This window comes from Saprospiraceae bacterium (assembly GCA_016710235.1).
GTDB lineage: Bacteria > Bacteroidota > Bacteroidia > Chitinophagales > Saprospiraceae > Vicinibacter.
The window spans coordinates 1,850,589-1,866,517 of record JADJLG010000001.1 but is presented as its reverse complement, the minus strand read 5'-3'; the positions used below and the strand labels follow the sequence as shown (position 1 = coordinate 1,866,517).

The following is a 15,929-nucleotide window of genomic DNA, read 5'->3' as shown; positions in this document are numbered from 1 at the left end:
TTTATACAGTATCATTTGTCTGCGGTGCCAAGAAAGATTGACTAATCCATTCAATAAGTAGATCGGTTTTGGATCGAATCTCGGCAAGTATTTGCTGAGTGTTGCTGATATATTGCTCTCTGATTTTCAGATCGTCTATTCCGGGACAATTCGTGAAAACGTTGAGAGCAGCACCCTCGACGGCTGTACGAATGCATAATGCGCCTACTCCTGCATCACTTCTGGAATTCGGGTTACCGTTTCTTGCCATCGCCTCTACCAGGGGGAAACAATTTGAAGCTTCAACAACTGTTCGGTAAGGTACGTCTGTCGCATAAATCGTGGCTGCCTGGATTGCTTTTTTTCGAGTCCTCTTTTCTTCAGGGCTGGATTTTGGCAGTCTGAATGCTTCCAGAATCCGATTGAAAGCGGCGCTATCTTCATCAATTAACTGTTGCAGCGCTTTTATCGCCGCTTGTCCCTGTTGGGCAGAATCGCTGAAATACTGGAATTGCGATTCATAGCCTTTCTTATGGGCTGTGAGGTTGGCTACCATGGTTGCGAGGCTGGCACCTAAGGTACCACACAGTGCCGCCGATGAACCCCCTCCAGGTGCAGGAGATTCGCTAGCCACCTCTTGTACAAATGATTCTATGCTCAAATCTTTTAGCATTACTTTCTTTTCTTCCAACATATATTCAATGATTCTTTTTGCAGGTTCAAATTTCTGGATGCTGTTCAATCCCAAAGATTGAATGGTGGTCTCGATCAATTCCGCATCGGAGACACCTTGTGATCTATTTTGTTTTTGTAGAAAATACTTGCCTGCATCTAGCATACTTTTCAATGGAACAAGGCCAACCAGCTCAGACCCGGTGGCAAGGATTCCGCGAGTTTCAGCTGCCATTCTCGTTTGCTCAAAAGCTTCATGTAAGGTAGTCTTTGAACTATCAGTGAGATTCATGGACACCTGGGCAAATTTGTATTCATCGATATACCAACCTATGGCTTTAACGCCTTGACATTTTCCCGGAATACGCAAAATCTCGCCCCGTTCATCTCTCATCAACTTTCCCGAGACAGGATCTCTCTGTGGTCTCCCATTTTCTCTGATGTCAAAGGAGATTTCATTTGCCAGCGGAACAGATTTTGTGTTCAGATTGACATTGTAAGCTATGAGAAAATCCCTTACGCCAATCACAGTAGCACCAGCAGTTGGATGTGGAAGAGAAGGTCCATAGTCGGGTTTCCATGCTTCGAGTTTCATTTTTTCAGGAAGACCTTCGTACTCTCCCGCCCGGATGTCTGCAAGCAATGTGCGATACGACTCAGAGGCACTTTTCTCGTACAGATAAACCGGAATGTAGAGTTCTAAAGCGACTCTTTGGGCGAGTTGATGCGAAAATGAGATTGCTTCTTCCATGCTGACCCCAGTTATTGGGATCAATGGACACACATCTGTAGCACCCATCCGAGGATGCTCTCCTTTGTGCTGATTCATATTGATGAGCAAAGCGGCCTTTTTAATCGCTCTGAAAGCGGCTTCGATCACATCCTCAGGTGTGCCGGCAAAAGTCATAACAGTCCTATTGGTGGATTGTCCCGGATCGACATGCATCAACTTAACCCCAGGAGTGTTGCGAATCTCATCAGAAATTTCTTGGATTGCCTGAGGATTCCTACCTTCACTAAAATTTGGTACACATTCAATTATTCGTGAAACTTTCATTTTTGTCAACTTATCAGGGCGAAATTAACTATCTCAGGCAGACATATGGTAATATGCGCCTACATATTGTGTTTTTGTTGCTATTTAGTTTTCACACTGCATCTCTCGAAAGTCAAAACTGTCATATTTCAGCTCAAACTTCACTAAGAAATGATTTTGCATATTATTTGATTCCTATAGAACAGTCTCGTGCAGTGCTATTGCATGATAAATCTCTTCGTTTTACAATGCAAAGACTTCAGGAAAATTTGGAGTGGACAGAAGAAATAAATCTCCAGTTAAAAGGCAAAAAATGGGAAGTCATGGAATGTCTCCGAGAGCCAAATGGATTTGGGGTTTATTATTTATCACACAGTGGGCACATCGGTTCACTAATATACTCAATTTTTAATGTACATGGTATTTTATTACAAGAAGATACAATAATTTCAGGTGAAGATTGGGATATTTATTCCGGCTTCAAAACAAAGTTTTCTGAGAATCAAGATTGGATTTGTCTTGGCTATTCTGATCGGCAAGATCAAAGAAGATTATTGTTATACAACCAGAAGACAAAATCAGAGGCAAAAGAAATTTTGCTCAGTCAAATCATTGCAGATAAAGAAATGCGAGTACCCGAACTACAAGTAAGTAATGATGGAAACATTTATCTACTGGGAATAAAAAATGAAAGTGAATTTCTGAAGAAAAAATTCCTATTTAATTTATTTAGCATTGATACTTCAGGAAATGTAGCTTGGCAAAAAGAATATAACTATGAAGAAATGCTTCCCTTACATTTTCTTTTGCAATATGACAATGTTGAAAAAAAATTGATACTCGCTGGAACATATACGAAAAAAGGTTCCTCACCTAGCGGATATTTCATCAACACAATCACTAGTCGAGGAGTTTTCTCAGAGCCTATCTATGAGCCATTTGGAGAAAAAATGATACAGCAGTGGACTGGTACAAAAAAGAAAGAAATTAAAGACCTCGATCTGGTTACTAGACAAGTAGTGTGTACAAACACAGGTGCAATATTACTTTTTCTAGAAAATAATAAAGAACTGACTCGTAGATCTTACCCTTATCAGAATGCTGGACCTCTAAACGGTACGCGTTGGGTTGATTTTTACTTTGAAGATATCGCAGTTGCAAGTTTTTCTGCGGCGGGCAATAAAATGTGGGAAAGGGTTTTGTATAAAAGGCAATTTTCACAGGATGATGAAGGTTTATATTCATCATTTTTTCTTTTGCGTACAGATGATTTTTTGAGATTGATTTTCAATGACGAAATAGAAGAAGGTACTACGGTTTCTGAATATATCATAGGACCAGATGGAAGAAATATGAGAAAGAGTATACTCAATACGGGTAAAAAGGATATACATTTGCGATTGACTGATGCCGTGCAGGTTGAAGCAGATAAATTGTTGGTACCGAGTGAGTCTAATGGAAAAATGTCAGTTGTAATTATGGATTTCAGTCCTTCAATTTCAAATTAAATCAAATCATGCGAATACAACAGTTATTGAGTTGGCAGTCCATCATGGATGTAGTCAAACTGAGCGTGAGGAGATTTCCTATGACAATTGCATGCACGATTGCATCCATTGTGATTGCCATGATTACTTATCGAAGCAATGATCCTGCCGAATGGTTGATAAGAATACTGTTAGGCGCAGTACTGGGTATTTCATTGTTTGTTGGATTGAAATTAATGGCTGAGAACACTTTTAATGTTCCAAAATGGAAATATATCTTAGGATCTGCCGGCATTATTATTTTGTCATTGTATTCTATTCTGATCGACGATCCGAAACATCCGGATACATTAGAGCAATTTCTGGTGCTTGTGCTTGCTACACATTTACTGATCTCATTTTCATATTTTTTACGCATCGATGACAACAGGAAATTCTGGACATTTAATCTTGAAATGTTTGTTCATTTTGTCCTGGGAGCGTTTTACAGCATAGTATTAATGGCTGGGCTACAGGTCGCTACGATTGCTATTCAGGAACTGTTTGAGATTCACTGGTACAAGGAAGTCCATATGGATATTGTCATCTTGGTATTTGGCCTGGTGCTTACTTTTTATTGGACCTCGAAAGTGCCAACCAGAGTTTTTGAAGCGAGTGAAGAGTCAGAATTTTCTCGTGTGATCATCAACATGGTAAAATATATTATGATCCCACTGATTATCATCTATTTTATCATTTTGTATGCTTATGGTCTCAGAATACTTGTGCTGTGGTCATTGCCAAAAGGATGGGTGGGCAAACTCTGCCTGGGGTTTAGTGCAGCAGGAATCTTTACTTATTTGTTGAATTTTGTTCTTCCTTCCTATGACAAGAATGTACTTTTAAAAAAATTCAAAAAGTACTTTTTCTACTCTATGATTCCCGTGCTCGTTTTATTGTTTTCGGCACTTTATGTTAGAATTCATCAATATGGTTTTACCGTTGAAAGATATCTTGCTTTAGCTGCGGCATTTTGGTTGACTCTGGTCACTTTTTATTTTATACTAAGCCCAAAAGATGATCTGAGAATATTGCCGGCCTCGCTGTTTTTTACATGTGTGATGGCCGCTGTGGGACCATGGAATGCATGGAATCATAGTCTCAAAGATCAGATTGGTAGATGGGACTCATTGCTCAATCGACATCAGCTGATTGAAGACGGTAAAATAGTTCCCGCGCGGATCCACACCGACAGTCTTTTGCCGGATCAGATTACCTCACATCTCTATTATTTCCAAAGACACAATTACCTTGGACATGTACTAAATTATTTTCCGGATACTCTTATTGCAGGAATAAATCAAGACAGTATTGACTATTCTACAGTAGAAAAACTGAGAAAGTATTTGAACATCGAGCACTGGAACAATAGTCCTACAGTAGAGGACGGAATGTTCAGAATTGCTGACTCCGGCTTCTTTAGTGATAGCTTACAAAATGCATCTGAAGTCTATAGTTTAAGATACTGGGATACAAAAACTGATGCTGAAAAAGGTAGCATTTCCATTCAGGATGAAAAATATCTTGAAATTGAAGGATATGGCAGAATCGATTTCTTGAAAGAATTACTTCAAAATATGCCTACTCAACAAAATCTTCTGGAGAAAGAATTGAAGTTAGATCTAAGCCCGGATGATGGTAAAAATAAATTCCGCTGCATTATTTATCACGCTGAGTTTTCGACAAGCAGAATTTTCAGCATCAGCATGATAATAGTCAGATATCCAAATGTGCAGAAGTAGGATCTTGCATTTGTGGATTAAAACAAATTTTCTTTTCATTGCGTTTGAGTAAGTATATCAGTTTTATACCTAATGCAAATTCGGAAAGTAATCAGCTGGTTTTCAGTAAGCGCGATCATGACTATTGCAGTGATGTTACTTTTTGTTCGTGCAGACCAAAATACCAACAAGGTCGTTGACCAAATAGACCAAAGCATATATGGCATTACCTTGGCCGGAGAGTATAGTTTTGCCGGTGAAAAGATACCGATTGACAATTTTGATGTACGAGAACGACTGGAGAGGGAACTTCTGATCAATACATACCAACATAGTTCCACATTGCTCTATCTCAAACTCATGGCCCGATATCTGCCATACATCGAACGGATTCTTCAAGAGCAAAGCCTCCCTGATGATCTCAAATACTTGGCCATTGCTGAATCCTCACTGCGCAATGCGGTCTCTTCAGCTGGAGCAAAGGGATTTTGGCAATTTTTATCGGGAACGGCAAAAGAATACGGTCTGGAGGTAAACGAATTTGTTGATGAGCGCAATCACTTTGAAAAATCAACCTTGGCTGCTTGCAAATACTTAAAGCAGCTCAACCAACGTTTTGGCAGCTGGTCACTGGCAGCAGCAGCTTATAACATGGGCCCAACTGCACTGCAAACTGCCCTTGATGAACAAAAAGAAAATACATACTATGGGCTAAATCTGAGCGATGAAACCAATCGCTACCTGTTTCGTTTGGTCGCCATTAAAAGTATACTGAAGGAACCTGAAAAATTTGGCTTTTACCTGAAGTCTGACGAAGATTACGAACCAATGGAAAACTATAACACCATTGCGGTGAACACTTCAATTCCAAGCCTGGCAGATTTTGCACATGAAAACGGAGTCAGCTATAGGATGCTCAAATTGTACAACCCTTGGCTCATGAAGGGATCTTTGCCTAACAAGACTTCTAAAGTCTATGATTTGAAAATTCCGCGTTGATCGCCGTTTAAATCTGCTCTGCCCTCCCTTGATTTTGTATCTTTGTTGATTCAAGCTTAATATTCTGTATGGTCAATAGTCTGATGAATGCAATATGGGCGCAGTATCTCAAGCTGCACCGAGGCCAAATCAGGCAATTTTCAAACTATCCTATCGACACCCAATGGCAACAATTGGACACCATTCTTCGTAGAGCGAGGAATACAGAATGGGGCAAACGATATAAATTCGGCGAAATCACAAACGTAAACCAATGGCAAGATAGGCTCCCTTTGCAAGATTATGAAAGCTTGAAGGAAGATATCTTTCGCATGATGCGCGGCGAAAAAGACATACTCTGGCCGGGAAGGACAAAGTATTTTGCAAAATCATCCGGCACCACGGCAGATAAAAGCAAATTCATTCCAATCACTGACGAAAATCATGAAGATTGCCACGTGAAAGGTGGTTGGAGGTCTGTAGCGATCATGTATGAGAATCTGGAAGATCCTCGTATTGTTGAAGGTAAAACAATGGTGATACCGGGTTCCACGGTTCACGATCTTGAGGGTTATCTTGGGAGCATAGTAGGAGATGTGTCTGCGGTGATACTCCAGAGGACTCCCCTGATCGCCCAGCAAAGATTGTTTCCACCTCTGGAAATAGCATTGATGTCCAACTTCGAGGAAAAACTGGAAATCATGGTACGGACAGGAGTTCAGGAAGACATTCGAATGGTTGCGGGCTCACCCACCTGGGCACTTGTACTATTTAAAAAAGTATTGGAATATACAGGGAAGCAGAATATACTTGAAGTCTGGCCAAATATGCAAATCTTCGTCCATGGCGCTGTGAGCTTTATACCATACAAAGCAGTTTTTGCAGAGTTTTTTCCGGATCCTAAATTTGCTTATCAGGAAATATATAACGCCACAGAAGGATATTTTGGGGTTCAATCTGACTATGGCACAGAAGATATGCTCTTAATATTGGACAATAGTATCTATTACGAATTTGTTCCGATGGATGAATGGGATAAAGAAGATCCCAAAACAATCCTATTGCAAGATGTAGAACTCAACAAGCACTATGCGCTCATTATCACAACCAATGCAGGGCTTTTCAGATACCAGATTGGTGATACGGTGATGTTCACCTGTTTGCTGCCTTATAAAATCAAGGTTACAGGGCGGACGAAACAGTTTATCAATGCTTTCGGGGAAGAAGTGATGGTATCAAACACAGATAAAGCATTGCAAGAGACAGCTGAGCTGTTTCAGGTACAGGTAAGTGATTATACCGTTGCACCGATTTTTCAGAGTCGTGATGGAAAAGGTGGACATGAATGGATTATTGAATTTCAAGATGCTGACCCTGATCGTGAAGCTTTTGCAGAAGCACTGGACAAAAAATTGCAAACCATCAATTCCGATTACGAAGCAAAGCGATTTTGCGATATGGCTATGAAAAGATTAGTTCTACATATTGCACCGAAAAACACTTTCATGCAATGGCTGAGACAAAAAAATAAAGTTAGTGCTCAACAAAAGGTACCGAGATTGTCCAATCATCGATTACATTTGGAAGAGATTTTAAAAATTCTTTAAGCTATTGTTGCCTGAAACTATACTGTTGAGATCTCCCGGATTAATCAGTATGAAGAATTCTAACTAGACATTTGGCCACCATTGGTATAAGTTCTATCGCGAACCCTTGATTACCTTCCCTAGAAATTCAATTGTGTTTTTCAAACTTTCTAATAGCTTAGGATCCGACTCATTGATAATATTGGTATTGCAATTAATATTATGCCCTTCACCATGGGAGATTTGAACCACGTAAGTACCTTCAGCCAAAAAACTTGTCACAGGCATTTTCAGTAGCTCACTACATGCCTTGAGATGCTCCTCATTGAAATTCATCTTACCATTCTATAGCTTAGGAAAAGCGGAGTTATGTTCTTGGAGCATTTCAGCTGCGCCATCTATGTATATATTGCTGAGTTCTATCATTTCTATCAATGTACTGGGTACCAATTGATTATACTTCATAATATTTTAATGTTTCAATATCCGAACCAAAGATGGTCTTTTTCGAAACAATTTTATCCGCAAAAAGATAACATTATTTGCAATTAATTCGTAATATTGTTAACTCAAGAGAAGTTATTGGGATAAAGACTAAGAGATAAAAATTCTGAAAAATGATAACAAAAGAGACTAAGATAAATTAAATAGGCACAGAAACGAGTAAGCAGAGCAATCCAAAGAATAAAATAGAAATCATTTCTACAGATTTTTTATAGGGCTTGAGACCAAATAAATAAACCCCAAGTAATTATTATTGATTTAAATCGCACTTCAATCAATAAAGATGCAGTATGATGAAAACAAAACTTTGAATTAATTCAGCAGCAAGGAAATTCCATCACTTCCTTCCTATTCTTTTGGCCGAAAGTTTGGGAGAAATACATGGACGTGATAACTCTTCATTTCGATAAAAGAGCATTTTAATCTTGTTAATTTTTTATTATGAAATTTGAAAATATAAGCAGGAAATTTAAAAATTTTACTCCAAACAAGATTAATCAAGCGCAACATCATATTTGTGGTTATTGGGTCACTGTAAATGGAGCCTATGTTGATAAGGCTGAAATTGTAGCTGCTAATGGGAACGATAGGGTTGGACCTATGACTCCCATAGAGATAATCATTATTTCGATCTTTTCAAATCATAAATACCTGAATAAAAAATATTTATTCAGGCATTTTCTACCCTTATTATGTATTATAAACTATCATTCATATTGCCAAAATCTCATACCAAATCCAAGTTTTGAAGAATATTGGGATTCAAAAATTGAAGACGCAAAGACTCGACCTCAATTTGAATATCAAACTTATATATCAAGACTATATTCCTGGAAAGCCAATTCTTGGCAAGTATTCTATTATAATATAAAACATTTTCATAAAAATCAAGAATCTCAAGATAATTTTTACACATGCGAGCCTGTATGCCATAATATACCCGATGGAAATGCCTGTATAAAATTTTTATATGAGTGGAATGACCCACAAAATGATAAAAATATAATACGATCTAGTCAAAGTTATGGAATGACAGCATACCTTACATGCAAACTTAAAGAGGAATTAACCATAGGTAAAACTTATGAGATTAGCATGTTTGTTTACTTACCAAATCATGAGTTTTTAGACCCCAAATTCCGTACTCATATTGGCTTTACTTTAACTTTAGAAGAACCAAATCAAATAATTAACTCCATGCTTTCAGTTCCATATTTTTTTTCCGACACTATTGAATTAGATAAGTGGTTTAGAATAACAAAAAGAGTAAAAGCAACATGTAATTTAAAATATCTCACCATCGGAATGTTTGAGAGTATGTTTTTTCCTTCACAAACTCCAACACAATATCATAATACAAATTCTAGTTTTCCGAAATACTATGTTGATAATTTGTCACTCATTGAAATTAAAGATAGTACATATGACAACGAATCTGAAATAATCGATTTCTGCAAATATAAAGAAAAAATATCCCTTAAAAATAATAGCAGGAATGAAATAAAAATCCGATTTACTACAAACGATACAAGCATCCAAATCAAATATCAAAATCAAATTGATTCTTTATTGAAAACAATTAATTTGAGTTCGAACGTCATAATTATTGAAGGAAATGCAGATGTTATTGGAACGAAAGAATCAAATCTACAACTGTCTTATAATCGAGCAATCGCTATAAAAAATTATATTAAACAATTTCAATTAAAAAATAAAATTCTTTGCTTTGGTAATGGCGAACTTATCAATAGTAAAATTGCTACAATTAAAGTCGTAAATCAAATCGAAGCTGGTTATTTGTACAAACACCTAACTAATGAAAGTTTAACGGTAATGTCTAAAAATGAAGCAAACAATCTATGTATTGAACTGTTAAATTCAATTTCTAGTCATGAGCTGTTTTATTTGTATCACGACTCATTATTTATGTCCAGACAAGAAAATAAAACTATTTTAAATGGCAAACTAGCTACAATATTCAACAACTCCAGATGGCCTCAAATGCGAATAATTGATTCTTTATATGCAGTTGATCAAATAATTCGGAGTGGAACATTTTTATCAAACATCTCACAAACCATATCAAGCAAATTCAGGTTAAATTATCCAGAACAACTAGCGGATTATGACAAACGAATAAGCAATGAATTATTCAAATTGATTTCTCCTACAAAATTTCCTAAGATCAAAGATATTGGGATGTACAACTTGCACAAATTAATGACACTCTTGATTCACTCTCCTGATACTAACAAAGTTAAACCATTTCTAGAACTAATCTATAACAATTGCATGATTGGAGAAGCAAATTGGTTAGACTATGCAACGTTAAAAGACAAATATTTGGTCAACGGCTCAAAAGATCAAATGTATGGGACTCAATACTCCATTGATAAAAATACAAATGAAATGATACTTACATCAGCCGACAAAATAGATAGTATAAATTTAAATAGAAAATCAATCGGACTAAACCCAATTTTAACTATAAATACCGGAATATATTTAAAACAAAAATAATTGTGATACTAATTGTTTCAGAAGAAAATGACGTAATTAATTCAGCAGCAAGGGAATTCCATCACTTCCTTTCTATGCCTTTGGCCGAAGGTGTGGGAAAAATACATGGACGTGATAACTCTTCATTTCGACAAATGAGTCTTTTAATCCTGATAATTTTTTATTATGAAATTTGAAAATATTAAACAAGACAAATTTAAGTTTTTTAGTGGGAATGAACTTAAAAATCCAAAATTTTGCTTAGGTGGTATTTATATTAGAGATGGTGTTGGAAATCAAGCCAATATGTCTGATTATTATGCAACAATGACTGCTAGTGTAGAAGATTGTGAAGCAGGTGCCATGACTGTCCATGTAAATGATACCTATAATGAAAGTTATGGAAATCCTTAGAATTTTATTCCATTTTAAAGGCAGTAAATATAATTATTTACTGCCTTTATTTATAATATTTTGCTTTGCAAAAGGAATAGCACAGAATAATTTAGTACAAAATGGTGATTTTGAAAGTCATAGAGAAATGAATCTGAAGGAATCTTATTCTTTTGCAAATACAGACAATATTAATAAACTTTATAATTGGTCTCGACTTGGATTTCAAGTAATGTATGTAAATACAAAAGCACCTTGGATCAAATCAGGTTGGCGAACTGACGCCGTGTATCCAAAAGATCTTGAGCCACACAGTGGAAAAGGAATGGTTCAGTTATGTTATGAAGAAGCAGGTCCAATTGATAAAGATGCAAATGGACAAAGACCATTTATAGGCATAACTGGCTACTTAAAAGCCAAACTGACAAAAACCTTAGAAATTGGCAAAACTTATAGGCTGTCAATGTATGTGTACGTACCGCATTGGGAATTAATGGATTCTGCAATACTAGATAATATAGGAATATGTCTTTTACGTAAAAATATTTTTATGAGTACACATAATATGCTTCATTTTAATAGATTTTTTACGCAAAATTTAGTTTGTAACCAATGGCAAAAGATGGAATTCAATATTATTCCAACCTGTGATCTTAATTATCTTGTAATAGGTGTTTTTAGAACGAAAACATTTCCTTTATTACACAGAATATATGGCGGCGTATATCATGATTATTTTATTGATGATGTATCCTGTGTAGAGCTGGACAGTGCTACTGCAATGGCTCAAAAAACAATTTATCATTGTAGAGAAAACGAGGAGGAAGAAGAGAAATTATCAATAGATTATTTTGATTCACTGGTTCTGAATTACAAGAATAATGAATATCTACTTTCAGAAGAACAAAAGAAAAGTATTTCAAATTACCTAATAAATTTTTCAAAAAAATATCAAGCTTTCAAAGTCATTGGTCATACAGATGAGAGAGGAACAGATAATAAAAAACTTTCATTGGATAGAGCATATGAAGTTTATCAAATTATATCCAGCCAAAAAGCCATCGATTCCAATGCAATATTTTATGCTGGTGTAGGAGATAAATTTCCAATAGTTAAAGACAAGCAATCTGTGGCGCAGAATAGGAGAACAGTTATCTATCCTACCAATCTAAATCCATTGGATGTTAAATATAGGAAAATTATTTCTATCAATGAGTCTAATGTGAATAAAGATAAATTAATTCTTGAATGGGTAAAAAAATCAAGTCTTTATTCATCTATTTTAATACTTTTTGATCCTAGAATTAATTGGGAAAAAATTAAAGTAAATAAGAATTTTTTAAGAGAACAAATTATTAATAAATATAATACTTATGAAAAATATTATCTAGATTCTCTTTACTTTGAAGATCAAAAATATCGGACACTTGATCTTTATTTAAATGACTGTAGCGGATATTTGTACCAAGTGGACACTGGCGTTTTTAGTATTGTCATTCCACTTCAAAATCAATTTGAACTACATGATTCGATCTGCTTTCAAGCAGCTCATAAATATTTTCTAAAGCATGGGATTCCAAAATTATCAAAATTTGGAAAAAGAGCACAACTTGCGATAATATATCCATATCTACATTCGTACAATTTAGCTCATCTAAATTCAATATCAGATTCATTGTATACTTTGTGTCGTGCGGGTGAAGCAGATTGGATCAATTATGCTATGGTGATGGATAGGATTTCTTTAAAAAGAGATGGGTACCAAATTTATGGAACACAATTTTTACTAAAAAATAATGAGTTGGACAGACCATTGCCAATTGAAATAATAAATGCCAATAGAAAAAAAATAGCTCTTTATCCAATTAAAAATATTTCCAGATGATCCTAATTATATCCCAAATTGATGATGGCCCTACTGTACATGTTATTAAAGGGTTAAAGTACTACAATGTTAATTATATAAGAATTAATAGAGAAGATACTGTATATTTAGAAAAAATGGAAATTAATGATTTTGGAGATATAGATATAGATATTCGTTTAAATAAGGATAAAATTATCAAATTAATAAAATTAAAACCGTATGGCATAGATTAGTAGCAATTTTAGATACTATTAAACCAGATATTATAAATGAACCAAGTCACCACAATTTTAGCATGGATACAGTAAATTTGAATTTATTGCTGAGTTATTTAAATAATAAATTACCCAATGTATATGAGGTTGGAGAAAGAGGAGCAATAGCTATTGCATTTATATTAGTTCATAGTGAAAAATTGGAACATATTGAATACTATTTATCACAAATGTTAGAGTTGTGTAAACAGGGCCTGTATGATTGGAAATTGTATGCTATGATGTTTGATAAGGCCTGTTTCTTAAAAAAGATTCCACAGAAATTTGGAACTCAGTATATCTTAAAATCAAAAGAAATAATGCAACTTTATGAAATGGAAGATTTATCTATAGTAAATTTTAATCGAATAAAAATTGGCTTAAATCCAATAAAAAAGGATCAAATATTTCAACAAATTAATATTAAGAAGTAGTGAAAAAAGGTTTAATAATTTCTGAAAGTGGTGATCTAAGCACATCAGATGTAATTAATTGGCTCATATAGTATACTGAATATTACACTATGTCCATTTTAAAATTCGTTATAAACAAAATTAAATAACATAAATAGAGATTAATTCCATTATACAATACTGACCCCAATATACAGTTTAATTCTTAAATCCAAATGCTTGACCAGAAGATTGTAGCAATAACCATATACAATATATTCAACATTCAAGTCGTTAGAGTTTCCATCAGTCTAACATTGAATATTTAAGAATCGAATAAGATCAGTTTTAGAATTTATGATCTTAATAAAAATTTAACTTTCTCCACCATGAAGCTGAAATCATATATTCCAGATAACCGGTTAATGCTCATCTTAATTGGCATTCTAACGCTACTTGCTATACCTCTTATCGCTATGTTTCTTACAGATCAAGTAGTTTGGACGGCATTTGATTTTCTCATCGCTTCGGTATTATTGATATGCTTTGGTATAGTAATCGAACTTAGTTACAGAGCAATAATAAGCCCAAAAACCAGGACTATAATACTCATTTTGAGCACATTAGCCTTTATACTCATTTGGATCGAACTAGCCGTTGGAGTTTTTGGAACTTTTCTTTCAGGAAATTAACTTATTCCTTTGGAAAATCTTCACCAATATTCAGCATGAATCACTATCATTTTCGGACAAGAAGCTCAAAACTAGGTAAATACTAGATTATAATTCATGAGGCTCAACTCATTGTCCAATTATACTCGAAAGTCGGGAATACAATCCAATTAAATAGTCTGGAATTCTCATTTTCTAATTACATTTAGGACTCGTATATACTAAATTAATTATCCACCTAGGTAGGTAACCAAATATGAAATTACCCATGCCATTCAATCCGAAAGAAAAAAGGGAAAATGCTATGCACCTGATGAGGAAAGAATTTTGTTATATAGAAAGATTACTGCACTTCTCTTGCCAAAAGACCAATGCTGCATGGCGCCTTATTTTTATTATCACCCTAATACCCTTCATTTGCTTGGCACAAAGTAAAGAAATCAGATTTTCATATGAACTTGGCCTCTCTCTCAATCGAGCATTTATAAATGATCAATATGCCACTAATTCAATAGGATATGGCGGATCATTTTACCTTTCCATATTGAGATTACCACATTCGACTTTCTTTCTTGGCTTGGAGCTGAACTCTGTAAAGATGAAACGCGATTATTTAAGCGAAGGCCATTTTGTGAATTACAGAAATCTTTGTTATAACTTTAACTCACTTTCCTTACCCGCCATTATCAGGATTTACCCAAATTCAAATTCGTGGCTCTTTGCTGAACTAGGTATCAGTCCTGAGTTCAGGATTCTCTCTTATATGAAGGGGATTGAAAATCAACCTATTCCCAAACCAGATATGCCAGGAGAATATACTTTTGTTGATCAAATTGGAAAATTTCCAATAGCAGAATTAAATAAATTTGACTTGATTCCAAGTTATGGTCTGGGTCTAAAATGGCCCCACGTAAGAATCGATTATATTTTACTGGCTGAATGGAGGCATGGCTTATTTAATCTATATACCAACACAAAAGACATCAAAATGAAATATTTCAATGTATCCATTCGGGCCATTATTAAAAAACACAATAAAAGGGGAACCATCTGATTAATGAACAAATTTGAACATCAATTAAAATAGATTTGAGTAAAAATAGAATAAATATAATTAGTTTTGCCTATCGATATCCAATTGCATTCAAACAATTTATGGAGTATAAATAGAGATATCATCAAATCATGAAATGATTTAATCAGATAAATATATGAAAGAATTTTGGGACGATAGATATAGGCAAGTTGAATATGCATATGGTGAGGAACCGAATACGTATTTTAAAAATGAGATCGGTAAATTTCCTCCAGCATCATTACTTTGTCCGGCTGAAGGAGAAGGAAGGAATGCAATATATGCAGCTTTACTCGGATGGAGAGTTGTTGCATTTGATATCAGTAAAGAAGGAAAAATCAAAGCAGACAATTTAGCTAAAAAACATCAGACTTCTATCGATTATAGAGTTGGCAACTTATCAGAACTCAATTTTGACAATCAGCTATTTGATGCGATTGCGCTGATTTATGCTCACTTTCCAGGAAATCTGAGGAATTCCTACCATCATTTTTTTAAGAATCATTTAAAGAAGAATGGAGTGATTATTCTGGAAGCTTTTAGCAAAAAACATCTTGATTACAATTCTAAGAATGAAAGTATTGGTGGTCCTAAAAATATTGAATTACTCTATTCAATCGATGAAATTAAAAATGACTTTAATGATTTCAAAATCATAAACCTGGAAGAAACCGAAATGAATTTGAATGAAGGAATATATCACAGAGGTATAGGACATGTAGTTAGGTTTACCGGAATAAAATCTTAAACCAGACTTTCATTTTTACTAAATATCA

At 34.9% G+C, this 15,929-nt stretch carries 13 protein-coding genes; 12 read left to right on the top strand and 1 reads right to left on the bottom strand.

Annotated elements, in window-relative coordinates:
* Window position 1: 1 nt before the first annotated feature.
* Window positions 2–1,708, bottom strand: coding sequence for a glutamate formimidoyltransferase (gene ftcD / locus IPI99_07605; protein ID MBK7340376.1), 1,707 nt, complete (start codon window positions 1,706–1,708; stop codon window positions 2–4).
* Here ftcD and IPI99_07600 point away from each other — a divergent pair.
* From IPI99_07600 to IPI99_07545, 12 genes are all read left to right on the top strand, one after another.
* Window positions 1,696–3,195 carry a hypothetical protein gene (locus IPI99_07600; GenBank protein ID MBK7340375.1) on the top strand — a complete coding sequence of 500 codons (1,500 nt, stop codon included), beginning with the start codon at window positions 1,696–1,698 and terminating at the stop codon, window positions 3,193–3,195. The two genes, ftcD and IPI99_07600, sit on opposite strands and share 13 nt — an antisense overlap.
* An 8-nt stretch (window positions 3,196–3,203) precedes the next feature.
* Window positions 3,204–4,955, top strand: a complete 1,752-nt coding sequence (locus tag IPI99_07595; protein MBK7340374.1) for a DUF4153 domain-containing protein — start codon at window positions 3,204–3,206, stop codon at window positions 4,953–4,955.
* Between the two features lie 72 nt (window positions 4,956–5,027).
* On the top strand, window positions 5,028–5,933 hold the full coding sequence (locus IPI99_07590) for a lytic transglycosylase domain-containing protein (GenBank protein ID MBK7340373.1): 906 nt from the start codon (window positions 5,028–5,030) through the stop codon (window positions 5,931–5,933).
* An 83-nt stretch (window positions 5,934–6,016) separates the two neighbouring features.
* Window positions 6,017–7,519 carry a GH3 auxin-responsive promoter family protein gene (locus tag IPI99_07585; protein MBK7340372.1) on the top strand — a complete coding sequence of 501 codons (1,503 nt, stop codon included), beginning with the start codon at window positions 6,017–6,019 and terminating at the stop codon, window positions 7,517–7,519.
* A gap of 924 nt (window positions 7,520–8,443) precedes the next feature.
* Window positions 8,444–10,522 (top strand): OmpA family protein, encoded by a 2,079-nt coding sequence (locus IPI99_07580; protein MBK7340371.1) that lies wholly within the window; start codon window positions 8,444–8,446, stop codon window positions 10,520–10,522.
* 165 nt (window positions 10,523–10,687) lie between these two features.
* The gene (locus IPI99_07575) at window positions 10,688–10,915 is read left to right on the top strand and encodes a hypothetical protein (GenBank protein ID MBK7340370.1); all 228 of its coding nucleotides are present in this window, start codon (window positions 10,688–10,690) and stop codon (window positions 10,913–10,915) included.
* A complete protein-coding gene (locus IPI99_07570) occupies window positions 10,893–12,779 on the top strand; it encodes an OmpA family protein (GenBank protein ID MBK7340369.1) in 1,887 nt (628 codons plus the stop codon). Before IPI99_07575 ends, IPI99_07570 begins: the two co-directional genes overlap by 23 nt.
* Window positions 12,776–12,994, top strand: a complete 219-nt coding sequence (locus IPI99_07565) for a hypothetical protein (GenBank protein ID MBK7340368.1) — start codon at window positions 12,776–12,778, stop codon at window positions 12,992–12,994. Before IPI99_07570 ends, IPI99_07565 begins: the two co-directional genes overlap by 4 nt.
* Window positions 12,995–13,056: 62 nt before the next feature.
* Window positions 13,057–13,449 (top strand): hypothetical protein, encoded by a 393-nt coding sequence (locus IPI99_07560; GenBank protein ID MBK7340367.1) that lies wholly within the window; start codon window positions 13,057–13,059, stop codon window positions 13,447–13,449.
* 383 nt (window positions 13,450–13,832) lie between these two features.
* Window positions 13,833–14,099: a hypothetical protein gene (locus IPI99_07555; protein MBK7340366.1), complete on the top strand. Its 267-nt coding sequence runs from the start codon at window positions 13,833–13,835 to the stop codon at window positions 14,097–14,099.
* Between the two features lie 235 nt (window positions 14,100–14,334).
* Window positions 14,335–15,132, top strand: coding sequence for a hypothetical protein (locus IPI99_07550; protein ID MBK7340365.1), 798 nt, complete (start codon window positions 14,335–14,337; stop codon window positions 15,130–15,132).
* 157 nt (window positions 15,133–15,289) lie between these two features.
* Window positions 15,290–15,901, top strand: coding sequence for a class I SAM-dependent methyltransferase (locus IPI99_07545; GenBank protein MBK7340364.1), 612 nt, complete (start codon window positions 15,290–15,292; stop codon window positions 15,899–15,901).
* Window positions 15,902–15,929 lie beyond the last annotated feature (28 nt).